Origin of the sequence: Blautia sp. BIOML-A1 (assembly GCF_009883055.1) — a bacterium.
Lineage (GTDB): Bacteria > Bacillota > Clostridia > Lachnospirales > Lachnospiraceae > Blautia_A.
Genome location: NZ_WWVR01000001.1, coordinates 243,845 through 265,164 on the forward strand (window position 1 = coordinate 243,845; position 21,320 = coordinate 265,164).

Genomic DNA, 21,320 nt, shown 5'->3' on the forward strand with positions numbered 1-21,320 from the left:
CGGCATGCGTCGCAAAAGTAGTAGTTCAAGTCATATTCACCCCAATCTCTAATATATCCTCAAATGCAATAATGGTCGGCAGCTCTTTGCCGGTATCATTTATAAATCCTGTGTAAATTCGTAGTTCTTTGTTTATCACATCCACAGCATCCAATACTCCGGCTACATTCTCATAGTAGCCGTCCGTGAAATATTTTATTGTGATCTCTTGACCTTTCCAAAGCTGGCTGATCGTTTGGTTCAGAGCTTGCTTGCCTTCTTCAGACAGCTCGATTCTGTTTCCTTTGAGATGATCTCTGCCTTCAGAAGCAATCTCATCCTCATAGCCTCGCAAGGCGGCAAACGGAGAGAAGATTTTAGCACGATTGGACATCGGCATCCGGGGATAATTATGTGGCGGTTCTGGGCGGGAAGCATGGAGTATTTTGTAATACTTACTTTGGACGGATCTGCCTTCCGGTGTGTTCTTGTAGTCCATGTTCTCCCTCCTTACTTGGCCTTGTGGCCGCCTATCTGCTGATTTCTATCTCTCATCGTTGCGCCATCCAGATAGTTGGTTCCTTTCAGAACGGCGTTCTTGCCGAACTTCTTCTTGAGTCCCAGCATCGCATTCTGCAGCTTTTTCTCTTTTTCCAGCTTAGTTGTGTCCGTGAATAGGTCGACTTGGAAGAAGCCCTCATCTTTGACCACACGGTTGGCGGCGATTGCTGAAATAGGCCAGCTCGCCCATTGTATGAATACCGTGTTTCTCTAATCGCTTGACAGTGCCGGGACCGGTCATCCAGAAGTCAGTAAGAGGCTTGTGATCCCAGAGAAGATAGCGGAAGCTCTCTTCATCCAGTTCAGCAATGCGGACACCGTCCTTGTCCGGCGCAGCGTGTTTGGCGGTAATGTCCATTGCCAGCTTTGCCAGATATAGATTGGTACCGATCCCTGCGGTGGCGGTGATGCCAGTCGTATAAAGCACTTCCCGGATCATTGTCATGGCAAGGTCGTGTGCTGTCATATTATAGTGGGATAAGTACGAGGTGGCATCGATGAACACCTCGTCGATGGAATATACCACGATGTCCTCCGGCGCAATGTATTTCAGATAGATGCCATAAATCTGTCGCGACACCTTTTCATAGTATGCCATCCGGGGTGGTGCAACGAGGTAAGAGAGTTCGAGTGATGGGTCGGCGGCAAGGGATAAGGAATCATAGGAGGCCGAGGAAAAGGATGGTTTACCGTCCTTATACACAGCTTTTCTTAATCGTACCGCTTCCCTTAACCGATTCGCATTGACCTCCTTGACCTTCTGGACGACTTCAAACAGTCTGGCGCGACCCGGAATCCCATAGGCTTTCAGGGAAGGAGACACAGCGAGACAGATAGTCTTCTCAGTGCGGGAGGAATCTGCCACGACCAGATTTGTGGTAAGCGGGTCGAGGTGTCGAGCGGCGCATTCCGCACTCGCGTAATAGCTTTTAAGATCTATCGCAAGATATGTGCGTTGCATCGTGTGATTCCCCCCCCTTTTTTTTTCTATGTGCTCGTGTTATTTTGCTGTTAATGTCCGGATCTCTCAACGAACCACCGACCTAACCGACCGTTGAAGCGTGGATCAAGATGCTCAAAGAACAGATGCTTTTCCTGCCCTTGGATGAGCACAGTAAAGCAGTCACCAGAGTAACCGTTGTCTGCGGTTCCGGCAGGGCGGAAATCACGCACAGTTTCGATTGGGAAGGTACGTCCATCCGACCAAGTGATCGATGTCGGCTGCATATAGCCTGTAGAATCAAAGTCGGAGGCTACCTTTACATAGACTCGTTCTTTTGTCATAAGCAGTCACCTCCATGTTTAATCATAGCACTTAGAGCAATTTTTCATGGAATCTTTCAGAAAGTTGCTCTTAAGCTCCGGCACAGCAGGAAGCTGGTACCCTTTTGCGGTAAGAATGTTCAGTTTAAAATCAACAAAGTTTTTTTCGACTCCAGCCACCTGTGCGATCTCCTCAAGGGTGGCGAATCCTGTATGCGTGTATTGAAAGTCTTGCAGAAGCTCGTGGTATTTCAAGGCACGGTATGTGCTGGAGCAGTGGGTTGGCAGAGAAGCCTCCATCTGAAGCCTGTCGGCATTAAATTCATAGAAGCCGATTGGTTTCAGCACATCATCATCTGACAACAGCAGTTCAGCAGCAAACGTATTCGCCCTGCGTTCTGCTTTTGCGTTGCTGAGACTATAAAAATATGTATCTTGGAAAGCCTGACCGGATGTCGCATGTTTCCGGTCAAAGATAGCGTGCCCAAGTTCGTGTGCCAGTGCGGATCTGCGTTGCTGCTTTGAGCAGTTTGGATTGATGCCGATGTATTCGCAATTTAGAAGCACCGTGTAAAACCCAAGGAGCTCTTCGCAGAACCGGATGTCTTTAATCTTAATGGCGCGCTGGGCAATGATAGCTTCCGGGTCATTGCTTTTGTATCGGCGGCTTACAGCGTCGGCGGCAGTAATAGCAAAGTTGTCCAACAGCGACTCCTTTCCTCTGCAATTCAATTACAGATATTTTTTAGGAGTAAACTTTTTTGCCTCTTCTTTTGCGTCAAGGAAGAGGGCTTCCATTTCCTTAATGAAATTTGCCTGATCTTCTTCGGACAGCTCGCCGCCTGCAAAAAGGGCAGAGGTCTGTTCTTTTATTTTCTTTGCCTGCGCTACACCGCGGGAGCCATACTTCTTACGGACATCAGCGTAGAATTGGTCATCGCTGAGTTCCTTCTGGAAGGTGGCATCATCCATAAAGTAGTCGGTCGTGACACCAAGAGCAGCAGCAATCTTCTGGATTGCGTCCACGCTTGGTTCGCGTTCGCCGGCTTCGATATAGCGGATGGCACGATCAGACATGGATGCTCGTCTGGAGAGTTCGGCCATGCTCATACCTTGTGCGGTTCGCAGAGCTTTGATCTTTTCGCCGTTGGTCGCATTCGGTGTAAGTGCAGTGGCTGCCTCAGCCCGGACATCCTGTGTGTCTAGTAAGTTCGTATCTTTTTTCATGTCATGCCTCCATGTGGGATATTTTGCTGTTTTTTGCCGGAAGGGAAAGTTGCCGGTGAGAAGCAGCAATTTTTTTTGTAAAGCCTACTTGACAAGGAACAACTGTTCCTATATACTAAGAACAACAGTTCGTGAACTTCTGTTCCTATAATACAATAGAAGGTTGTATAAGTCAAGAGGTGATAGCAAAAGATTTTAATATGAAGATAAGTTGTTGGTGATGCATCAAAAACATGACACGCAACACAAGGCAACAATATGCAATAAATTTTGCATGACCTATTGACAAGATATTATCTGTTGCATATAATAAATGTACGCAACAGATGCAACATGAGCGATTGGAGGCGATAAGATGGATGACCAGAAGAAAGTGGCTCTGAGCGAAGAAGAAATCAGCCGGTACCCGGAAAACGTCCAGGAGGCACTTCGTCAGGGGCTACCATTAAATATAATCTATAGGAACTTGGCAACACAGTACAGCCGGATAAAACCACCCGATAAGGATCTGCTGGCAGAGTATGTTGTTAGAGCTAAGGGACCTGAGCGGAGTATGAGGCAGTTTGCAGAGGAAATTGGTGTAAACGCTTCGACTCTATCCAGAATTGTGAACAAAAAAACAGCGGGTGCAAATTCGGATAGTTTAATTGCAGACATTGCGGCGCACGCTGATAAGAATTGTGGGATTACGTTTGAGATGCTGATGCAGGCACATGGAATGTGCTCGTCGGGGAATATGCGGAATCGATTGGCTCATGGCACGGAGATAGAAAGTGTCTATGAGGATATTATTATCAAGGCGCTTTTAAACAGGGGATATAGTGTGGCTCGTTTAGAGCCGGAATATCATAGGACGATTGCAGGAGGTTTCGTCTTTGATATGGAACTCAAAACCGATGCTATTCCGAGGGGAGATGGCATTTGGGGGTTTGAATTTTGTAGAGTGCAAACTCCACCTCACGGAGTAAACGCACATATTGGTGCGATGAAAGCAATGAATGTTATGAGACGATTGTCGAGGGTTGCTGGACTTTTTGCTGATTATCAGTATAAATATGATCGAGTATCAATAGTAGTTAACGATAGCGAGGCGTTCTGTGAGATTCAGAAGAGGCTTGAACAATGCTATTTGAAAATTGAAGTAACAATTATTCTCATCAATTTGGAAACAGGAGACGTAGATGATGAATTTATGGTTCCTTGGATTGGTGAGGCAAAATGTGAGTCAGTATTTACCCCACTACCAGAGCCGGAAGAAAAGGAGACAGATGATGCTGCTTGGTGGGATGATGACATTGATGATCCAGAATAGGAGGACAGTCTATGGCAAGTGAATATGAGATTAGAAATGAAGATGGACAATTATTCTGCAAGTGCCAAACTGGCGATGGTGATGTTCGCCTTGTTACAAAAAATTGTAGCATATCCATGCGGGAATTTATTCTCAAGGTGCATGATCCTATACATGGACATCGGGGGAAAATGAGACGTCACAAAGAGATAAAAGATAGAATTTTTTAATAGCAGATATTCTAGGTGACCCTGCAGTGCGGCCGCAATAGAAGGTAGAGAAGCCCTATCAATTATTGCGCAGGCATGAGCCTTAATCGCACTGAATATCAGAGGAAACCAGATTTATATTTAGCACATCTGTGCATTTCACTGCTGCTTGTGAGCAATACCATGTGGCTTGGAACTGGAACGGCATGCTGGAAGGAGCGGTATACGGCTTTGTGGAAGACCCAGAGGAAGGCTGGTCACCGATTGAGTGCCGTCTGGAACTTCTGAAGATTTCCGATGAGACCTACACGGATGCCGGACACGCAATCGAGTGGTGCATCAAGAACGCACACTGAAAAAGGGCAGAGCTCCTTCGGGAGCTTTTGCTCGTAGTGGCGGATTTCTCCGGCGTGGAAATACACATAAATCCGACAAAAAGAGGTGTGTATGATCGTGCAGCATAGCCGCTTGATAGTATCCGGCAGTGACGGTAATATACAGTCACAACGAAGGGGAAAGCCCTACGGAAAACAAAACACACGGAGGATACAGACCATGACGAACAAAGCCAAAACCTATCTTAAGAACATTCAGGGGGCCGACACCGAGAAGAAGCTGATCGGCATCGAGATCGCCTTCAAGCAGGACATGACCCTCAGCTGCAGCGACCTTGGAAGCCTTTGCAGGGCGGCAGAGGACAGGCGGTACAGCCTGCGGAACAACGAAGAAACGCTGAAGCTGAAGCAGATTCTTTTCTTCCGGACGAAAGCGGAGATGGATGCCTACCACGACATGAGCCGCAAGCCGGAAGACTGGACAGCAGCGGAGATCGAGCAGCAAAGAAGCCGCTTCTGCAGCGTCTGGCAGGTCATCGAGGAAGCGGAGCTGGTCGATGAATACGAGGCTTGGAAGGAAGCTAACCCCAACGCATAACAACACCCAAAAGGTACACGCCCCAAAAGGGGCTGTGCCTCGTATCCGCTGTGTTTTTATATAGATTACAAGGACTTCTTCGGAGGTCCTTTTTCTTTACCCATTTTTGCAGAAGGGAGGAGATGCCAATGGCTACCAGAGGCAGAAAACCAAAGCCCACCGCCATGAAGGAACTGGAAGGCAATCCGGGCAAGCATCCGCTGAATACCAGCGAACCGAAGCCCAACAAGAAAGCGCCGGCCTGTCCGAAGTGGCTGGAGCCGGAAGCAAAGAAGGAATGGCGCAGACTTGCCAAACAGATGGAAGCCATCGGCATCCTGACCGAAGTGGATATGGCGGCCTTTGCCGGTTATTGTCAGGCCTATGCCCGATGGAAGGAGGCTGAGGAGTTCATCACCCAGCATGGCACCATTGTCAAGACCCCGTCCGGGTATTGGCAGCAAGTGCCGCAGGTGTCTATCGCACAGACCTATCTGAAAATCATGAACAAGTTTGCAGAGCAGTTCGGTCTGACCCCGTCCTCCCGAAGCCGGATCATTGCTTCGGACGGCGGTCCTACAGATGCTGCTGATGAGATGGAGAATCTGCTGGGAGGAGGTGGAAGCTGATGGCAGAGTGCAGACCGAAAAACTATCCGAAACTGAAGGACTACAAACCAAGTCGGTTCATGCTTCCGACCTGCCATTACGATGCCGCAAAAGCAGACCGGGCGGTGACCTTTATTGAAAACCTGCGCCATACCAAAGGCAAGTGGGCGGGCAAGCGGTTCTGGCTTCTTCCTTGGCAGGAGCAGATTATCCGGGATGTGTTTGGTATCGTGGACGAGAGGGGAAACCGTCAGTTCCGCACGGCTTATGTCGAAATCGGTAAGAAGAACGGCAAATCCGAGCTTGCCGCTGCGGTGGCTCTGTATCTGCTGTTTGCCGATAACGAGCCGTCTGCCGAAGTCTATGGCGCTGCAGCTGACCGCCAGCAGGCATCCATCGTTTTTGATGTTGCCCATCAGATGGTGCAGATGACCCCGGCACTTTTGAAACGGTGCAAGATCATGGCAGCCACCAAGCGAATCGTGAACTACGGGAACGCAGGATTCTACCAAGTCCTGTCTGCCGAAGTTGGTACGAAGCACGGCTTGAACGTGTCGGGTCTGGTGCTGGATGAGGTTCATGCCCAGCCAAACAGGAAACTCTACGATGTCCTTACCAAAGGCTCCGGTGATGCCCGTGAACAGCCGTTGTTCTTCCTGATCACCACGGCCGGCACGGACAAGGAGAGCATCTGCTACGAGCTCCACATGAAGGCACTTGACCTGTTGGCCGGACGTAAGATCGACCACACATTTTACCCCGTGGTCTATGGACTGACCGATGAGGATGACTGGCACGATGAAGCCAACTGGTATAAAGCCAATCCCTCTCTCGGCCAGACCATCCAGATCCAGCGTGTCCGGGATGCGTACCAGGAAGCACTTGATAACCCGGCAGAGGAGAATGTGTTCAAGCAGCTCCGTCTGAATATGTGGGTGTCCTCGCTGACCCGGTTCATCCCGGAACACATCTATAATCTCGGCAACCAGCCTATTGATATGGAAGCCCTCAAGGGCCGTGACTGTTATGGTGGACTGGACTTGTCCAGCACCGGAGACATCACGGCTTTTGTGCTGATGTTCCCGCCCAGAGTTCCAGAGGAGAAATACATCATGCTTCCGTTTTTCTGGATACCGGAGGATACGATCCCACAGCGGGTGCGCAGGGCATCCGTTCCGTATGATGTCTGGTATCAGCAGGGCTACCTGATGGCGACCGAGGGCAATGTCATCCATTACGGTTTCATTGAGAAGGTCATCGAGGAGTTGGGCAAGGCCTATCACATCTTGGAGATTGCCTTTGACCGATGGGGAGCTGTGCAGATGACCCAGAACCTTGAGGGGATGGGATTCACGGTCGTACCTTTCGGACAGGGTTTCAAAGATATGAGCCCGCCTACCAAGGAGTTCTACAAGCTCCTGATGGAAGGCAGAATCATCCACGGCGGCAATCCGGTCATGGCATGGATGGCGGGGAATGTGGTCGTGGATACCGACCCGGCTGGCAACATCAAGCCGACCAAGGCGAAGTCGCCGGAGAAGATCGATGGTATCGTCGCTGCGATCATGGCACTGGACCGCTGCATCCGAAATGAAGGACAGCAGCAGGGAAGCGTCTACGACGAACGTGACATGATCGTTTTTTGATATGAAAAAGATGGAGGAAAAAGCTATGAAGTATCTGATGAGTGCAGAATGGTGGAAGGCAGCCGGCATCCGTGCTGCAAAGACGATGTTCCAGACCGGCGCGGCTCTGGTCGTGACACAGATGCCCGGCGGCACTGTGGACTGGACGGCGGTCGGCAGTGCAGTGATCGTGGCGGGTGTTGCGTCCCTCGGTACCAGCCTTGCCGGTCTGCCGGAACTGGAGAAAGGGGATAAGGCCTAATGGGATTCTGGGAATGGATGGGGTTTGAGAACCCAAGGGATTCTCCCAAAACAGAACAGCCAAAAGAAGGTCTGCCGCAGGTCACGGATAACGTCCGAGATTCCGGGCAGACCTTTGTGTTTGGCCGTTCCAATGCCGGGGAGCAGGTGGATGAGAAAGCCGCCATGCAGATCCCGACTGTGTATGCCTGTGTCCGTCTGCTGGCGGAGTCCATTGCGGCACTGCCGCTGCATCTGTACCGGATGACAGACGATAACGGCAACAAGGAAAAGGCGCGGGATCATCCGTTGTACAAGATTCTGTATCGCCAGCCCAACCCAGAGATGACATCCTTTGTCTTCTGGGAAACGCTGATGACTCACTTGCTTCTCTGGGGCAACGCCTACGCACAGATCGTCCGGGATGGCAAGAACACGGTGCTGGGGCTGTATCCGCTTTTGCCGGAAAATGTCGAAGTCGACCGGGATGAGAGCGGTGAGCTCTATTATATCTACCACGCATACACGGATGAAGTTCCGGGAGAGCAGAATAAAGACCTCTACTTCCGCCGGGACGAGATCTTTCATGTGCCGGGTCTGGGCTTCAATGGTCTGATTGGTTTCTCACCAATTGCCATGATGAAGAACAGCCTCGGCACATCCATTGCTGTGGATAAGTATGGTTCTTCCTTCTTCAAAAACGGCGCACAGCCCAGTGGTGTGCTGGAACATCCCGGCGTTGTGAAAGACCCGAACCGTATCCGGGATAGCTGGGAAACGGCTTATGGCGGTGCTTCCAATGCCCATCGTGTGGCTGTGCTGGAAGAGGGCATGGCCTACAAACCGATCTCTCTGCCACCGGAGGACAGTCAGTTCCTTGAAACGAAGCAGTTTTCTGTGACGGAGATCTGCCGCATCTTCCGTGTGCCTCCGCATCTGGTAGCCGATCTGTCCAGAGCCACATTCTCCAACATTGAATACCAGTCGCTGAACTTCGTGATGCACTCCCTGACCCCGTGGCTTGTCCGCATTGAGCAGGGCATCATCAAGGATCTGCTGCTGGAAGAGGAGCAGGATACCTACTTCCCGAAATTCAATGTGGATGGTCTGCTCCGTGGCGACTACCAGAGCCGGATGAACGGCTATGCAACCGGCATCAGCAACGGCTTCCTCTCTCCTAATGATGTGCATCGTCTGGAGAACATGGACCTGATCCCGGCAGAGGAAGGTGGAGATGACTACTATCTGAACGGCGGCTATGTGAAGCTGAAAGATGCAGGCGTGGCGCAGCAGAATAAAGCTGCCGCAGTCCAGCAGAATCAGCCGAAAGAAACACAGCCTGACCCGGAAGAAGAACCTGACAGCGATAACCGGCTGAGTGAGAGTAAGCCACGGAAAAATGGAAGGAGAAATCGATGAAGAAATTCTGGAACTGGATCAAAAACAGTGACGACACCAGAATCCTCCGGCTGGAAGGCCCCATCGATGAGGAATCATTCTGGGGCGATGAGATCACGCCGCAGATGTTCCGGGATGAGCTGGAATCCGGTGAGGGAGATGTGACCGTCTGGATCAACTCTCCGGGCGGCAATGTGTTCGCCGCTGCCGAGATCTATACCATGCTGAAGGACTACAAGGGCAGCATCACGGTCAAGATCGATGCGATTGCGGCATCTGCGGCATCTGTTGTGGCAATGGCCGGTGATACTGTCCAGATGAGTCCTGTTGCCATGCTGATGATCCATGACCCCAGCACTGTTGCAATGGGCAACACCAAGGACATGGAAAAGGCCATCGAAGTGCTGACCGAAGTCAAGGAAAGTATCATCAATGCCTACGCAGCGAAGAGCGGCCTCAGCCACGCCCGTATCGCCAACCTCATGAGCAATGAGACCTGGATGAATGCGAAGAAGGCGGTGGAACTGGGCTTTGCAGACGAGATTCTTTTTGCAAAGAAAGAGGAGGAGCCGGACAGTGACCCGGCAGACCCGGAGAATCCGGAAGAAGGCCCCGACAGTGAACCGGGCGAGGGCGAAGAAAAGAAGCCGTTCCAGAAGGATACGGCAGGGCACCTTTTCTCCAGCCGTCAGATGGATTTAATCGTCCTGAACCGTCTGGGTGTGAAACCGGAAGATGTGGGTCAGAAACACATTGAGCCGAAGGAGCCGCCTGCTGACCCGAAACCGTCCGCAGAGCCGACCCCTCCGGCAGAGCCGTCCGCTAATCCGGGACCTGTCCTTGACATGGACGGCAAGACCGAGGATGGCAGCATCCCCTACAATATCCTGATGAAGCAGCTTGAGTGCATGAAGTGATGTGCATTCAGGCTGTTTTTCATATCACCACAAATCAATCTATGGAGGAAAAACACTATGAGTAAGATTCTGGAACTGCGCACCAAGCGCAACACTCTCTGGGAGCAGACCAAGGACTTTCTGGAGAAGAACCGCGGCGAGAACGGTCTGGTAAAGGCTGAGGCCGTGGAGCAGTATAACAAGATGGCACAGGAGGTCAAGGACCTGGGTGCTGAGATCGAGCGTCTGGAGCAGCAGGCACAGATCGAGGCACAGCTGTCCGCACCGACTTCCAGCCCTGTCCACGCTGACCCGAAGAACGGTGCCAAGAAGGATGTCAAGCCGACTGCCACTGCCGAGTATGCCGAGAACTTCTGGAACATGATCCGCAACCGCGGCCATTACGGCGAGGTCCGCAATGCCCTGTCTGTGGGTGAGGACACCGAGGGCGGCTTTACCGTTCCCGATGAGTTCGAGAAGAAGCTGGTGGAGGCACTGGAGGAGAACAACATCTTCCGTGGTCTGGCGACCGTTATCCGCACCAGCTCCGGCACCCGTAAAATCCCCATCGCAGAGGATACCGGTGAGGCAAGCTGGATCGATGAGGGTGAGGAGATCCCGGAGAGCGATACCACCTTCGGTCAGACCATGCTGTCTGCGTACAAGCTGGGCACTATGATCAAGATCTCCAATGAGCTTCTGAACGATTCCGCATTCGACCTTGCCACCTATATTGCCCGCCGTTTCGGTGTGCGTATGGGCAACGCAGAGGAGCGCGCTTTTATCACCGGTGACGGTGTGGGCAAGCCTCTGGGTCTGCTGGCTGAGACTGGTGGTGCCAAGGTCGGTGTGACCGCTGCCCAGAAGGATGCCGTTACCTTCGATGAGATCTTCAAGCTTTACTATGCACTGAAGGCTCCGTACCGCAAGAAGGCACAGTTCCTCTGCAACGAAGCCCTGGTGCTGCAGCTGATGACCATCAAGGACAACAACGGCAACTATATCTGGAAGCCGGGTCTGGAGATCGGTAAGCCTGATACCCTGCTGAACCGTCCGCTGAAGACTTCTGCCTTCATGCCGGAGATCAAGGGCGGCAGCAAGGTCATGGCTTTCGGTGATTACAGCTACTACTGGGTGGCTGACCGCCAGAACCGCACCTTCCGCCGTCTGAACGAGCTGTATGCCCGTACTGATCAGGTCGGTTTCCTGACCACCCAGCGTGTGGATGGCAAGCTGATCCTGCCCGAAGCTGTACAGCTTCTGCAGATGGCACCGCAGGGCTAAGAAAGTCAGGAAAGGAGGAGCCGGTTATGGCACTGATCCCGCTTTACGAAGCGAAGACCTATCTCCGCGTGGACAGCAGTGATGAGGATGCCCTGATCGGCATCCTTTTATCTTCTGCGGAGCAGATGTGCAAGGACGTGGGACGTCTTTCGGAAGACCAGTGGGAGGCAGTCAATGCCGCTGACCGGGATGCCGAGAACGGAGTACAGCCCACAAGGGAACTGGAAGCCCTGCGCAGCACCTGCCGTGTGGCGATTCTGTATGCACTGGGGTATCTCTATGAGCACCGGGACGAAGCTGACCATAAGCAGCTGATGCTGACGCTTCGTTCCATTCTGTTTGCTGTGAGGGAGGGGGTGTTCTGATGATCGAGAAACTGAATGAGCGGATCACGATCGAGAAAAGCACGGTCGTGACTGATAAGGTCGGAAACCATCGGAACACATGGGAGGAATATTTCACCTGCTTTGCCTACGCCTCGACCTATCAGGCGCAGGAAGAAGAAGGTGAGGTCACAGCCGAACAGAAGAGCGTGGTGTTCTCGGTACGCTGGTGCAGTGAGACCAAAGGTCTGACTTCCACCGGTTTCCGCATCCGCTTTCGGGAGCAGCTCTACAATATCGAATCTGTTGACCCGATGAACTATCAGAAGAAAATCCTGAAGATTCATTGCAGACTGGAAAGGAGGCAGCCGGATGAGCCGAACCGTCAGCATCGATGAGATGGCAGACGCCATCAATGAGGGCTTAAAAGAATATGCGACCCTTGCCTCCACCGAAGTCAAGAAGGCAGTCCGCAAATCTGCCAAAACGGTCAAAGACCAGATTTCGGCCAATGCACCGTCCCGGACAGGCGCGTACAAAGGAAGCTGGGTGGCGACCAAGCAGTCCGAATCCAGTCAGAGCCTTCAGATGGTGGTGCATTCCAAGAACCGCTACCAGCTGGCACATCTGCTGGAAAAAGGTCATGCCAAGCGTGGCGGCGGACGTGTGGCGGGAAGACCGCATATCGCTCCGGCTGAACAGGCAGGTATCGAGCAGCTCCAGTCCCTGACCGAAAAGGCACTGAAATAGGAGGAACCAATGACCCACGAAGAAGTAAAAGCTCTGGTGGAAGAGATGGGACTTCCTTATGCGTATGACCATTTCGCAGAAGGGGAGAGCCCTGATCCAGCAGAAGTCCATTGCACAGCAGAATGCAGATAAGCAGAAGATCGAGAATGAAGCCGCCATTGCCAAGGCAGAAGCGGATAAGCAGGTGGCGATCACCAATGCAGAGGCGGAAGCCCAGAAGACTTCCATTGCCGCAGAAGCACAGGCAGAGGCAAACCGCAAACTGGCAGAAAGCCTGTGTGATACGCTGATCGAATACCAGAAGATCCAGAAGTGGGATGGAAAGCTGCCTACTGTGAGCGGCGGTAATGCACTGGTGAGCATTGACCCGGCAGAGTAAGAAACACGATATACGGCAGGGCTTCGGCTCTGCCAATTTTACATGAAATTTTGGAGGATTACGATTATGGCAGTTACGAAGAAAATTGAGATCGATGGCAAGGAAGTCACCTTTAAGGCAAGTGCCGCCGTGCCGCGTCTGTACCGCATCAAGTTCGGCCGTGACATTTACAAAGACCTGCGCCAGCTGGAAAAGAGCGTGGGAGAGAACGATGAGGACAATTCCAACCTCGACCTGTTCAGTCTGGAAATGTTCGAGGACCTGGCATGGCTGATGGCCCGTCATGCAGACCCGGCAAAGGTGCCGGACAGCCCGGAGGAGTTCCTGGACCAGTTCAACACATTCTCCATCTACCAGATTCTGCCCCAGCTGATCGAACTGTGGGGTCTGAATGTGCAGACGGAGGTGGAATCCAGAAAAAACCTCGCAAAAGTGAGCGGGAAATGACCACCCCGCTCTTTCTGCTGCGCTGTGTACAGCTCGGTATCAGCATCGCCGACCTCGACCTGCTGACCATCGGGTTGGTCAATGATATGTTCACAGAACGGCAGAATGACGACTATCCCTACAAAGAGCTGGCAAGTCAGTCGGACTTCGACCGGTTCTAAAGCAAAAACCAGACGACCGTGCTTATATTGTGAACGAAATAAGCACGGTCGTCTGGCAGCAAGGTATAAAAAATCCCCCAGCCGTGCACAACTGGGGGAGAAAGAAGGTGGCCTAAAGGTCATCTTCCCGGCCTCGGACCTCGCAAGGTTACCGAAACCTGATCATTATCAAAGCATAGTCGTTTAGGCAGAGAAAGTCAATCGGACTTTTCGTGCTTGAGGACTCTCTTCTGGGCAAGTTCGTACACTTCTTCATCAGCACGGACTCCAATGACAATAATCATCATAGATGTCTCCGTGCGTCGAAGCTGATAGACAATGCGCAGACCCGCAGAGCGGAGTTTGATCTTCAGAAGTCCTGCAAGGTTAGTGCTGTTGTGATTGCCGAGCGGTTTGCCGTAGCCCTGTTCATCAACAGGCAGAGGATTTTGCTGAACTTTTTTGATGGCTTTCAGAACAAGATTGCGCTGGCTACCATCTAAACCTTTGAGGTCTTTTTCTGCTTCAGGGAGATATTCAACTTTCCAGCTCATTCGATTTCTACCTCGTCAAAACCGGCGAGGTCGTCTTCTGTAACACCAAGACGGCGGTTCATTTCTTCCTCAGAAATCAAAGAGGTGGGATCAAAGTGTGCCATACGTTCAGAAGCAACAGCCAGCAGACGAGCGTCATTTAATTCATCCATTAAACGGACATATTCGTCCGGGGAGATGAGAACGCATTCGGCAGCATTGTTTTTCATAACAACCTTGGCACCGCACTGCTTGACATCTTCAAAAATTTTTCCGGCAAGACCACGGTTGAATTGGGTGATTGGAACAGTGTTAGTAATAGCACTCATAACAGAAGCCATAATCGTCAACTCCTTTCTTTGATTGCATTATAGCACATGTTTGCAAAAATATCAACCGGTTGGTCGATAAATTTACTGATAAATATATTGTATGCTGAAAGGCTGATTTTGATACACAGCCAATAGTATTTTATTACTTTAGCCTGTCTGCTCGTGCAGATGGGCTTTTTTCATGCCTGCAAGGAGGTGGTTACGCAAATGGCATCCAGAATCCAGGGCATCACCGTTGAGATCGGCGGCGATACCACAAAGCTCTCCAAAGCACTGGAAAGTGTAAACAAATCAATCAAGGGGACGCAGTCCGGACTGAAGGATGTCAACAAACTCCTGAAACTGGACCCCTCCAATACAGAACTGGTCGTCCAGAAGCAGAAGATGCTCAAGGATGCCATTGAAGCCACTAAGGAAAAGCTGGTAACGCTGAAGACTGCCGCACAGCAGGCCAATGAGCAGCTTGCCAACGGTGAGATCACCCAGCAGCAGTACGATGCCCTCCAGCGTGAGATCGTGGAGACCGAACAGAATCTCCGATCCTTACAGGACCAGGCGGCGACCACGAATGCGACTCTTGCCAAGATCGATGAAGCCGGAGAAAAGCTCCAGAGCATCGGATCTTCTGTGGAGAATGTCGGCAAGAAGTTCCTGCCTGTGACCGCAGCTGTGACTGGTCTTGGTACAGCAGCGGTGAAAACAGCAGCGGACTTTGATGCTGAAATGAGCAAAGTATCTGCCATTTCCGGTGCGACCGGGGATGACTTTGACCAGCTTCGAGCAAAGGCTCGTGAGATGGGTGCGAAGACCAAGTTTTCCGCATCAGAGGCCGCCTCTGCGATGGAGTATATGGCGATGGCCGGATGGAAAACCTCCGACATGCTGGGCGGCATTGAGGGTATCATGAATTTGGCGGCCGCTTCGGGTGAAGACCTCGCCACGACCTCGGATATCGTCACAGATGCCCTCACCGCTTTCGGCTTGTCGGCTTCGGATTCCGGACATTTTGCGGATATTCTTGCCGCCGCTTCCTCCAATGCAAATACCAATGTGTCCATGATGGGCGAGACGTTCAAATATTGTGCGCCTATCGCCGGTGCGCTTGGGTTCTCGGCAGAGGATACCGCAGAAGCCATCGGTCTGATGGCAAATAGTGGTATCAAGGCTTCGCAGGCTGGTACTTCCCTTCGTACCATCATGAATAACCTTTCCGGTGAAGTGACCTTTGTCGGTAAAAACATCGGAGAGGTCACGATTGCGACCAGCAATGCAGATGGCAGCATGAGAAGCCTGAACGACATCCTTGCGGATTGCCGTGTGGCGTTTTCCGGGCTGTCGGAATCTGAGAAAGCCGCCAACGCAGAGGCACTGGTCGGCAAGAATGCGATGTCCGGTTTCCTTGCCCTAATGAATTCCAGCGAGATGGACATCAACAAACTGCGTGGTGCCATTGAAAACTGTGACGGCGCATCCGAGAGCATGGCAGAAACCATGCAGGACAACTTAAACGGTCAGCTCACCATCCTGAAATCTCAGCTGGAGGAGCTGGCTATTTCTTTTGGCGACATTCTGATGCCCACCATCCGCAAGATCGTATCTGCCGTGCAGCAGTTCGTGGATAAACTGAACAGCATGGATGAAAGTACCAGGGAAACGATCATCAAGATCGGACTCCTGGCGGCATCCATTGGTCCGCTGCTTATTGTACTGGGTAAGACTATATCGACCGTCGGCACAGCGATGCGGGGATTCAGTTCTCTTGCAAAGGGTGTCCGGCTTCTCATCACCCATGTGGGCAGTGCCAGCGGTGTGTTCAGCAAGCTGGGTGTGGTTCTGGGTGGTCTGTCTGGGCCTGTCGTAGCCGTGGTGTCGGTCATCGGCACGCTGGTGGCAGCATTCATGAACCTCTGGAATACGAACGAGGAGTTCCGTACTGCCATTACCGGCATCTGGAACGACATCGTTTCCAAGGTGAAAGGCTTCTGCGACCAGCTGACACAGCGGATCAACGGGCTGGGCTTTGATTTTAAGGATGTCACCGAGGTACTGAAAGCTGTCTGGGATGGATTCTGTCAGGTGCTTGCACCGCTGTTCGAGGGAGCATTCCAGAATATTGCCACCATCCTTGGCGTTGTTCTGGATACCTTACTGGGTCTGTTCGATGTCTTTTCCAATGTGTTCTCCGGCAACTGGAGCGGTGCATGGGAAGCGGCAAAGGGTATCTTCTCCAGTATCTGGGATGGCGTGAAGTCTGTATTCTCTACGACTCTTACCGCATTAAAGAGCGCACTGGATGTGTTTCTTGGGCTGTTCGGTACGGACTGGCAGACGGTATGGGGCAGTATCAAGAGCTTCTTTGAGACCGTGTGGAGCGGAATCAGCAGCTTCTTTTCAAACACAGTTTCTGCTATCCAAAGTGTGGCAACGACTGTGTTCACTGCAGTTTCGAGCTTCTTTACGACTGTCCTTACGAGTATCCAGACGACCTTCAGCACCATCTGGACTGCCATTTCCACAGCCGTTTCTTCTGTGTTGAATACGATCCATACCATGGTGACAACTGTGTGGACGGCGATCTTGACTGCGATTTCTACGGTCATGAACACCATCAGCACGACGATCACTTCGGTGTGGAATGGCATCTACAACACCATGAAACCTCTGTTGGATGCGTTCAAATATCTGTTTGAAACCATCTGGCAGGCAATTCAGATCCTGATCGGCGCAGCACTGACTGCGATCCAGACGAAGATCACTTCCATCTGGAACGCCATCGTCGCCTTTGTGACTCCGATCCTGACTGGATTGCAGACGACTTTCTCTACGGTTTGGTCCGCGATCCAGACAGCCATCTCTACGGTGCTGACTGCAATCCAGACCGCGGTGACAACTGTATGGAACGCTATTGTATCGTTCCTGTCTCCGCTGCTGACTGGCATTCAGACCCGGATGAGTACGGCATGGAATGCAATCAAGACGGTCATTTCGACTGTCCTTTCAGCAATCCAGTCCACGGTTTCTTCCATCTGGAGCGCCATCAGCAGCAAAATCTCCGGTGTGGTAAATGGTATCAAATCGGTGGTTTCTTCCGGCTGGAATGCCATGAAGTCTACGGTTTCGTCCCTCAGTAACAGCATCAAGAGCGCGGCGACCACAGCTTTTAACTCGATGAAATCCGGGATTTCCTCTACCATTTCCGGTATTAAGTCCACCATCACGAACGGCTTTAACAGTGCAGTTTCCTTTATCAAGGGTCTGGCTGGACAGGCATTCTCGTGGGGCTCGGACATGATCGGCAACATTGTGTCCGGTATCCAGTCGAGGATTCAGGATGTGGCAAGCGCCGTATCGGGAGTGGCGGACCGTATCCGGTCTTTCCTGCACTTCTCGGTGCCGGACGAAGGACCGTTGGCGGATATGGAAAGCTGGATGCCGGACTTCATGCAGGGACTGGCAAACGGCATCACGACCAACACCAGCCTTGTAACTGCGGCGGCAGAGAATCTGTCCACCACGCTGTCTACTTCCATCACCAACTCCATGAGGGGAGTGGAGCAGGCATACAGTAAGAGCTGGGCGGCCATCAGCCAGACGGTGAAGACCGGAACGGCAGGTGTGAGTGCCGCGATGAGATCCGCATGGAGTTCCATTACAACCAGTACCACGAGCACATGGAACAGCATCAAGACCACCATCCAGACCAGCTTTGTGGCGGTGAAATCCAATGTGACCTCTGCGACAGCAGCTGTCAAATCTTCCATGACTAGTGCATGGAGTGCGGTAAAGTCGCTGACAACGACCAGCTGGAACGGTATCAAGAGTGTTATCACCACAGCATGGAACGGAATCAAGTCTCTGACTACTTCGGCAACTGCTTCTGTAAAATCTTCCATGACAAGCGCATGGAACGCAGTGAAAACTCTGACGAACACCAGCTGGAATGGTATCAAGACGGTCATCACGACTGCATGGAACAGCATCAAGAGTCTTACAACTTCCTCTGTATCCGCAGTTCGCAGTACGGTCACAAGCGGCTGGAACACACTGAAATCCACCACGACCTCTGCCTTCAACAGCATCAAGTCCACGGTGTCTTCGGCAATGTCCAGCCTGCGCAGCACGGTTTCTTCTGGTGTCGCAAGTATCAGGAGCAGCTTTAACTCGCTCGGTTCGATTGCTTCTTCGGCATACCGATGGGGCGCAGATATCTGTTCCCAGATGGCAGCAGGTGTTCGGGCAGCGGCCGGTTCCGTGATCGCAGCGGCAGAAAATGTCGCAAGCAGGGTCAGAAGTCTGCTGCATTTCTCCGTGCCAGACGAAGGACCTCTGTCCGATGCAGATACCTATATGCCAGACTTCATGAAGCTGCTGGCGACCGGCATTAAGAAAAATGTCAAGTCGGTAGTGAAAGCGGTGCAGGGGCTTGCCGGTTCAATGAGCGACAATCTCACAACCCCGGTGGATTCGCTGGGCGACTGGATGGATTCTGTGGTTGGCAGTTTTGCCTCCACGATCAAGAGAAGCCAAAGTGGTATCGGCAGTGCTGCAAGGGATGTGGGCAGCGGTATCCAGTCCCAGCTGATGACCGGGCTTTCCGGGCTGAAAACACAGTTCCAGCAGCTCTGGACTGACCTGCAGGGTATCACCAAAACTGCAGTCGGCAGTATGAGCGATGAAGTGAAGCAGGGCTTTACGGATATGAAGGATTCCATTGGAGAACTGAGCTCTCAGACCAGTTCCCTTGGAAATGCGATCCGCAGCCTTGGCGATACTTTCAACTCGGATTTCCTAAAGAGCCTGGGCAACGGCATCAGCAAGGTCGGTGACACGGTCAATACGGTCACCGGTCTTGTGGACAAGCTCGGCTCCATGAAGAACACCATTGGAAACCTCGGAAGTACGTTGCAGAACCTCGGCAATGTTCTTGGCTCCGAAAACGGAGGCGGTCTGCTGTCCAACATCGGCAGTTTCCTGTCGAAGATCGGCAGTGCAGATGGCGGTCAGATCGTGTCGAACTTTGGCAACCTGATCTCCGGGCTGACCTCCAAAATGGGCGGTCTGGGAGAGGGAATCTCCGGCATCATCTCGAAGCTGGGAAGCCTTGGCTCCAGCGGTGGGGGAATTCTGTCGAATCTGGGCGGGCTGCTCTCTGGTGTGGTATCGAAGATCGGCGGTTTAGGCGGCAGTCTTTCCGGTATCGTATCGTCTATCGGTTCTTCGCTGGGGGGTATTGCCGGGACAGTCGGCACAACGCTTTCTGGTCTGCTCGGTTCTGTGGGTACGACTGTATCCGGTCTGGCTGCTGGTGCGGGTACAGCCCTTGCAGGAGTAGCAAGCTCTGCAGGTGGCTTCCTCGCAACCGCAGGTACAGCACTGGCCGGTCTTGCCGGTCCTGCAGGTATCGCAGTGGCAGCCGTTGGCGGCATCGGTCTTGGACTGACCGCTCTCTGGAAAAACTGCGATGGATTCCGGGAAGGAGTCACGAATATCTGGAACAAGGTCACTTCGGTATTCTCGAATGGAGTAAACGCCATCAAGAACGGTATTTCCAATGCGGCTTCTGCCATCGGAAACGTGGCATCGTCCATCTGGGGCGGTATCAAGAACGTGGCTTCCTCGGCAGTCAGTTGGGGCAAGGACATCGTTGGCGGTATCGCAGGAGGCATCAAAAAGGGTGTGAGCTGGGTCGGCAATGCGGTCAAGAGTGTGGCGAGCGGTATCCGTTCGTTCCTGCACTTCTCGGTGCCGGATGAAGGACCGTTAGCAGATGCGGACACCTATATGCCCGACTTTATGAAGCTGCTTTCCGGCGGCATCAAGAAAGGCGAGGGTGGACTGATCAGCCAGATCAAGTCGATGGCAGCAAAGGTGCAGCAGGGAATGGAGGGCATCAGTTCCTTCAGCCTGCCGGAACTGACTCTGCCACACTTCGATGGTTCAGGATGGAACTTCCCGCAGGCCGCTCTGGCTGGAGGCGGTACGACCCGGACGACCAACCTTGGTGGTGTGTATATCACGGTCAATGGCTACAATGCCCGGAACGATGATGAACTCGCACAGACTGTTGCCGATAAGATCAACGGCATGATCCATGAGGATGATTCGGTCTTCAAGTAAAGGAGGAGATGCGTATGGGCTATAACACCCCAAAGCAAACAGTATCACAGTTTCAGTTAAAAGACAGATATGCCAGACAGTATCTGTCGTTTGCCGGGAAGTCCAGCAAAGACTTCCTATTATATTTGTCTGGTCCCGGTGTGTATGATTCTCCGGCTGCGGATGTGGAGAGTACCTCCGTACCCGGCAGGAACGGAGACATCCTCACCGAGAATGCAAAGGCAGGCCGCCGCAGGTATCAGAACGTGGATATCAAGTATAAGGCATTTTTCTTCAACGGTCTGCCGGCCAAGACCGCAATAGTCAAGGCATGGCTGTTATCTCCGATTGGATATCAGAAATTGCAGGATACCTACGACCCGGATTTTTTCCGGATGGCGGTCTGCAAAGATGCCCTTGCTTTTGATGTGACAGCTCAGAAAGCTGCTGAGATGGAGCTGACATTCAACTGTAAACCCCAGCGGTGGAGCGTGGATGGACAGCGAAGTATTCGGCTGGAGAGCAGGACAACACTCAAAAATCCCTTTGCTTTTCCTGCACAGCCCATCTTCAAGGTTTATGGAGATTCTGGCGGCGAGCTGTATGTGGGGGAAGAGAAGATCACCATCCACAGCATCAAAGACTATGTGCTGCTCAACTGCGAGACGCATAACGCTTACAACGCTTCCGGCTTCTGCAATGAGACCATCCTTTCGGATGATTTCCCGGAACTGCCGGAGGGAAAGACACAAATCACATGGACAGGCGGTATCACGGCGGTGGAAGTCATTCCCCGTTGGTGGACGCTCTGAGGGGAGGTGCAGCCA

Annotated in this window: 25 protein-coding genes and 1 pseudogene; 18 read left to right on the forward strand and 8 right to left on the reverse strand. The window is 52.1% G+C overall.

The annotated features are described in order from the left end of the window. Positions 1–25 precede the first annotated feature (25 nt). From GT674_RS01185 to GT674_RS01210, 6 genes and pseudogenes are all read right to left on the reverse strand, one after another. Positions 26–478, reverse strand: coding sequence for a YolD-like family protein (locus tag GT674_RS01185; protein ID WP_161283980.1), 453 nt, complete (start codon positions 476–478; stop codon positions 26–28). 11 nt (positions 479–489) lie between these two features. Next, positions 490–690, reverse strand: coding sequence for a hypothetical protein (locus tag GT674_RS18200; RefSeq protein ID WP_161283981.1), 201 nt, complete (start codon positions 688–690; stop codon positions 490–492). Between the two features lie 25 nt (positions 691–715). Next, positions 716–1,501, reverse strand: a pseudogene (locus tag GT674_RS01195) (Y-family DNA polymerase); the annotation flags it as partial. A gap of 50 nt (positions 1,502–1,551) precedes the next feature. Continuing rightward, positions 1,552–1,824, reverse strand: coding sequence for a hypothetical protein (locus GT674_RS01200; RefSeq protein WP_161283983.1), 273 nt, complete (start codon positions 1,822–1,824; stop codon positions 1,552–1,554). An 18-nt stretch (positions 1,825–1,842) separates the two neighbouring features. Next, positions 1,843–2,508 carry an ImmA/IrrE family metallo-endopeptidase gene (locus GT674_RS01205; RefSeq protein WP_161283984.1) on the reverse strand — a complete coding sequence of 222 codons (666 nt, stop codon included), beginning with the start codon at positions 2,506–2,508 and terminating at the stop codon, positions 1,843–1,845. Positions 2,509–2,535: 27 nt separating this feature from the next. Then, positions 2,536–3,030, reverse strand: coding sequence for a helix-turn-helix domain-containing protein (locus GT674_RS01210; protein WP_089984792.1), 495 nt, complete (start codon positions 3,028–3,030; stop codon positions 2,536–2,538). 355 nt (positions 3,031–3,385) lie between these two features. Between GT674_RS01210 and GT674_RS01215 the strand changes: the two genes are divergently transcribed. From GT674_RS01215 to GT674_RS17060, 16 genes are all read left to right on the forward strand, one after another. Then, positions 3,386–4,342 carry a hypothetical protein gene (locus tag GT674_RS01215; RefSeq protein WP_161283985.1) on the forward strand — a complete coding sequence of 319 codons (957 nt, stop codon included), beginning with the start codon at positions 3,386–3,388 and terminating at the stop codon, positions 4,340–4,342. 11 nt (positions 4,343–4,353) lie between these two features. Further along, positions 4,354–4,551: a hypothetical protein gene (locus tag GT674_RS01220; RefSeq protein WP_161283986.1), complete on the forward strand. Its 198-nt coding sequence runs from the start codon at positions 4,354–4,356 to the stop codon at positions 4,549–4,551. Positions 4,552–4,715: 164 nt separating this feature from the next. After that, on the forward strand, positions 4,716–4,886 hold the full coding sequence (locus GT674_RS01225) for a hypothetical protein (protein WP_161283987.1): 171 nt from the start codon (positions 4,716–4,718) through the stop codon (positions 4,884–4,886). A gap of 199 nt (positions 4,887–5,085) precedes the next feature. Then, entirely contained in the window at positions 5,086–5,463 is a 378-nt protein-coding gene (locus GT674_RS01230) for a hypothetical protein (protein ID WP_161283988.1), read from the forward strand. 128 nt (positions 5,464–5,591) lie between these two features. Next, the gene (locus tag GT674_RS01235) at positions 5,592–6,071 is read left to right on the forward strand and encodes a phage terminase small subunit P27 family (protein WP_161284104.1); all 480 of its coding nucleotides are present in this window, start codon (positions 5,592–5,594) and stop codon (positions 6,069–6,071) included. Between the two features lie 59 nt (positions 6,072–6,130). Continuing rightward, positions 6,131–7,696 (forward strand): terminase large subunit, encoded by a 1,566-nt coding sequence (locus tag GT674_RS01240; protein ID WP_161284105.1) that lies wholly within the window; start codon positions 6,131–6,133, stop codon positions 7,694–7,696. Position 7,697: 1 nt separating this feature from the next. Next, positions 7,698–7,937, forward strand: a complete 240-nt coding sequence (locus tag GT674_RS01245) for a holin (RefSeq protein ID WP_243149011.1) — start codon at positions 7,698–7,700, stop codon at positions 7,935–7,937. Then, a complete protein-coding gene (locus GT674_RS01250) occupies positions 7,937–9,334 on the forward strand; it encodes a phage portal protein (RefSeq protein WP_243149012.1) in 1,398 nt (465 codons plus the stop codon). The genes GT674_RS01245 and GT674_RS01250 overlap by 1 nt, the downstream gene beginning before the upstream one ends. Further along, entirely contained in the window at positions 9,331–10,230 is a 900-nt protein-coding gene (locus GT674_RS18205; protein ID WP_161283989.1) for a head maturation protease, ClpP-related, read from the forward strand. The genes GT674_RS01250 and GT674_RS18205 overlap by 4 nt, the downstream gene beginning before the upstream one ends. A 57-nt stretch (positions 10,231–10,287) precedes the next feature. Continuing rightward, positions 10,288–11,493, forward strand: a complete 1,206-nt coding sequence (locus tag GT674_RS01260) for a phage major capsid protein (protein ID WP_118496677.1) — start codon at positions 10,288–10,290, stop codon at positions 11,491–11,493. 26 nt (positions 11,494–11,519) lie between these two features. After that, complete coding sequence (locus tag GT674_RS01265; protein ID WP_118524254.1) at positions 11,520–11,858, forward strand: head-tail connector protein; 339 nt, start codon at positions 11,520–11,522, stop codon at positions 11,856–11,858. Continuing rightward, positions 11,858–12,214: a phage head closure protein gene (locus tag GT674_RS01270; protein WP_161283990.1), complete on the forward strand. Its 357-nt coding sequence runs from the start codon at positions 11,858–11,860 to the stop codon at positions 12,212–12,214. The genes GT674_RS01265 and GT674_RS01270 overlap by 1 nt, the downstream gene beginning before the upstream one ends. Further along, a complete protein-coding gene (locus GT674_RS01275; protein WP_161283991.1) occupies positions 12,189–12,566 on the forward strand; it encodes an HK97 gp10 family phage protein in 378 nt (125 codons plus the stop codon). Before GT674_RS01270 ends, GT674_RS01275 begins: the two co-directional genes overlap by 26 nt. A 58-nt stretch (positions 12,567–12,624) precedes the next feature. After that, positions 12,625–12,945: a hypothetical protein gene (locus GT674_RS01280; RefSeq protein ID WP_161283992.1), complete on the forward strand. Its 321-nt coding sequence runs from the start codon at positions 12,625–12,627 to the stop codon at positions 12,943–12,945. A 66-nt stretch (positions 12,946–13,011) separates the two neighbouring features. Continuing rightward, entirely contained in the window at positions 13,012–13,392 is a 381-nt protein-coding gene (locus GT674_RS01285; RefSeq protein WP_118578281.1) for a hypothetical protein, read from the forward strand. Further along, complete coding sequence (locus tag GT674_RS17060; protein ID WP_192925956.1) at positions 13,389–13,553, forward strand: hypothetical protein; 165 nt, start codon at positions 13,389–13,391, stop codon at positions 13,551–13,553. Before GT674_RS01285 ends, GT674_RS17060 begins: the two co-directional genes overlap by 4 nt. A gap of 197 nt (positions 13,554–13,750) precedes the next feature. Here the strand turns inward: GT674_RS17060 and GT674_RS01290 are convergent, their stop codons facing one another. Together GT674_RS01290 and GT674_RS01295 are read right to left on the reverse strand one after the other, a co-directional pair. Then, a complete protein-coding gene (locus GT674_RS01290; protein WP_118574007.1) occupies positions 13,751–14,086 on the reverse strand; it encodes a type II toxin-antitoxin system RelE family toxin in 336 nt (111 codons plus the stop codon). Continuing rightward, on the reverse strand, positions 14,083–14,406 hold the full coding sequence (locus GT674_RS01295) for a type II toxin-antitoxin system Phd/YefM family antitoxin (RefSeq protein ID WP_118574005.1): 324 nt from the start codon (positions 14,404–14,406) through the stop codon (positions 14,083–14,085). Before GT674_RS01295 ends, GT674_RS01290 begins: the two co-directional genes overlap by 4 nt. Before the next feature lie 198 nt (positions 14,407–14,604). Here GT674_RS01295 and GT674_RS01300 point away from each other — a divergent pair, with 198 nt between their 5' ends. Together GT674_RS01300 and GT674_RS01305 are read left to right on the forward strand one after the other, a co-directional pair. Then, complete coding sequence (locus GT674_RS01300; RefSeq protein ID WP_161283993.1) at positions 14,605–20,514, forward strand: phage tail tape measure protein; 5,910 nt, start codon at positions 14,605–14,607, stop codon at positions 20,512–20,514. 14 nt (positions 20,515–20,528) lie between these two features. Then, positions 20,529–21,305, forward strand: a complete 777-nt coding sequence (locus tag GT674_RS01305; protein ID WP_161283994.1) for a hypothetical protein — start codon at positions 20,529–20,531, stop codon at positions 21,303–21,305. Positions 21,306–21,320: the final 15 nt, after the last annotated feature.

Coding starts and splice junctions, on each gene's coding strand:
- GT674_RS01275 (WP_161283991.1), top strand. CDS start 12,189: ATGAGCCGAACCGTCAGCATCGATGAGATGGCAGACGCCATCAATGAG.
- GT674_RS01200 (WP_161283983.1), bottom strand. CDS start 1,824: ATGACAAAAGAACGAGTCTATGTAAAGGTAGCCTCCGACTTTGATTCT.
- GT674_RS17060 (WP_192925956.1), top strand. CDS start 13,389: ATGACCACCCCGCTCTTTCTGCTGCGCTGTGTACAGCTCGGTATCAGC.
- GT674_RS01280 (WP_161283992.1), top strand. CDS start 12,625: ATGCGTATGACCATTTCGCAGAAGGGGAGAGCCCTGATCCAGCAGAAG.
- GT674_RS01290 (WP_118574007.1), bottom strand. CDS start 14,086: ATGAGCTGGAAAGTTGAATATCTCCCTGAAGCAGAAAAAGACCTCAAA.
- GT674_RS01285 (WP_118578281.1), top strand. CDS start 13,012: ATGGCAGTTACGAAGAAAATTGAGATCGATGGCAAGGAAGTCACCTTT.
- GT674_RS01240 (WP_161284105.1), top strand. CDS start 6,131: ATGCTTCCGACCTGCCATTACGATGCCGCAAAAGCAGACCGGGCGGTG.
- GT674_RS01210 (WP_089984792.1), bottom strand. CDS start 3,030: ATGAAAAAAGATACGAACTTACTAGACACACAGGATGTCCGGGCTGAG.
- GT674_RS01230 (WP_161283988.1), top strand. CDS start 5,086: ATGACGAACAAAGCCAAAACCTATCTTAAGAACATTCAGGGGGCCGAC.
- GT674_RS01305 (WP_161283994.1), top strand. CDS start 20,529: ATGGGCTATAACACCCCAAAGCAAACAGTATCACAGTTTCAGTTAAAA.
- GT674_RS01185 (WP_161283980.1), bottom strand. CDS start 478: ATGGACTACAAGAACACACCGGAAGGCAGATCCGTCCAAAGTAAGTAT.
- GT674_RS01215 (WP_161283985.1), top strand. CDS start 3,386: ATGGATGACCAGAAGAAAGTGGCTCTGAGCGAAGAAGAAATCAGCCGG.
- GT674_RS01235 (WP_161284104.1), top strand. CDS start 5,592: ATGGCTACCAGAGGCAGAAAACCAAAGCCCACCGCCATGAAGGAACTG.
- GT674_RS01300 (WP_161283993.1), top strand. CDS start 14,605: ATGGCATCCAGAATCCAGGGCATCACCGTTGAGATCGGCGGCGATACC.
- GT674_RS01265 (WP_118524254.1), top strand. CDS start 11,520: ATGGCACTGATCCCGCTTTACGAAGCGAAGACCTATCTCCGCGTGGAC.
- GT674_RS01270 (WP_161283990.1), top strand. CDS start 11,858: ATGATCGAGAAACTGAATGAGCGGATCACGATCGAGAAAAGCACGGTC.
- GT674_RS01220 (WP_161283986.1), top strand. CDS start 4,354: ATGGCAAGTGAATATGAGATTAGAAATGAAGATGGACAATTATTCTGC.
- GT674_RS01260 (WP_118496677.1), top strand. CDS start 10,288: ATGAGTAAGATTCTGGAACTGCGCACCAAGCGCAACACTCTCTGGGAG.
- GT674_RS01295 (WP_118574005.1), bottom strand. CDS start 14,406: ATGGCTTCTGTTATGAGTGCTATTACTAACACTGTTCCAATCACCCAA.
- GT674_RS01250 (WP_243149012.1), top strand. CDS start 7,937: ATGGGATTCTGGGAATGGATGGGGTTTGAGAACCCAAGGGATTCTCCC.
- GT674_RS01245 (WP_243149011.1), top strand. CDS start 7,698: ATGAAAAAGATGGAGGAAAAAGCTATGAAGTATCTGATGAGTGCAGAA.
- GT674_RS18205 (WP_161283989.1), top strand. CDS start 9,331: ATGAAGAAATTCTGGAACTGGATCAAAAACAGTGACGACACCAGAATC.